Origin of the sequence: Eudoraea chungangensis (assembly GCF_029360665.1) — a bacterium.
GTDB lineage: Bacteria > Bacteroidota > Bacteroidia > Flavobacteriales > Flavobacteriaceae > Eudoraea > Eudoraea chungangensis.
In genome coordinates this window covers 1-1,294 of the sequence record NZ_JARDUB010000013.1, presented here as the reverse complement: position 1 = coordinate 1,294, position 1,294 = coordinate 1, and the positions used below count along the sequence as shown (strand labels likewise).

The 1,294-nt window shown below is 57.5% G+C and carries 1 pseudogene; it reads right to left on the bottom strand.

Annotation, left to right across the window (positions count from 1 at the left end):
* Positions 1-1,294: pseudogene (locus PXG98_RS16410) on the bottom strand (hypothetical protein); the annotation flags it as partial.

Genomic DNA, 1,294 nt, shown 5'->3' with positions numbered 1-1,294 from the left:
CGGTTAAACCTATTGGCCCTTGCGGTCCTGGATCTCCCTGTATTCCTTGCGGACCTGTTGCTCCGGTTAAGCCTATTGGTCCCTGTGGACCATCAGCTCCGGTTAAACCTATTGGCCCTAGCGGTCCTGGATCTCCCTGTATTCCTTGCGGACCTATTGCTCCGGTTAAGCCTATGGGTCCCTGTGGACCATCAGCTCCGGTTAGTCCTATGGGCCCCTGCGGTCCTGGATCTCCTTGTATTCCTTGCGGTCCTGGATCTCCCTGTATTCCTTGCGGTCCGGTTGCTCCGGTTAAACCTATGGGTCCCTGTGGACCATCCGCACCGGTCAGTCCTGTTGGCCCCTGCGGTCCTGGATCTCCTTGTATTCCTTGCGGTCCGGTTGCACCAGTTAAACCTATTGGCCCTTGTGGTCCTGGATCTCCCTGTATTCCCTGCGGTCCGGTTGCACCAGTTAAACCTATGGGTCCCTGTGGACCATCGGCACCGGTCAGTCCAATGGGCCCTTGCGGTCCTGGATCTCCCTGTATTCCCTGCGGTCCTGTTGCTCCGGTTAAGCCTATTGGTCCCTGTGGACCATCAGCTCCGGTTAAACCTATTGGCCCTTGCGGTCCTGGATCTCCCTGTATTCCTTGCGGACCTGTTGCTCCGGTTAAGCCTATGGGTCCCTGTGGACCATCAGCTCCGGTTAGTCCTATGGGCCCCTGCGGTCCTGGATCTCCTTGTATTCCTTGCGGTCCGGTTGCACCAGTCAAACCTATGGGTCCCTGTGGACCATCAGCACCGGTCAAACCAATAGGCCCCTGCGGTCCTGTTGGTCCCGGATCTCCTTGTATTCCTTGCGGTCCTGGATCTCCCTGTATTCCCTGTGGTCCTGTTGCTCCGGTTAAACCTATGGGTCCCTGTGGACCATCGGCACCGGTTAGTCCTATGGGGCCTTGTGGACCTGGATCTCCCTGTATTCCTTGCGGACCTGTTGCTCCGGTTAGTCCTATGGGCCCCTGCGGTCCTGGATCTCCTTGTATTCCTTGCGGTCCTGGATCTCCCTGTATTCCCTGTGGTCCGGTTGCTCCGGTTAAACCTATGGGTCCCTGTGGACCATCAGCTCCGGTTAGTCCTATGGGCCCCTGCGGTCCTAGATCTCCTTGTATTCCTTGCGGTCCGGTTGCACCAGTTAAACCTATGGGTCCCTGTGGACCATCCGCACCGGTTAAACCTATTGGCCCTTGCGGTCCTGGATCTCCCTGTATTCCTTGCGGACCTGTTGCTCCGGTTAAGCCTATTGGTCCCTGTGG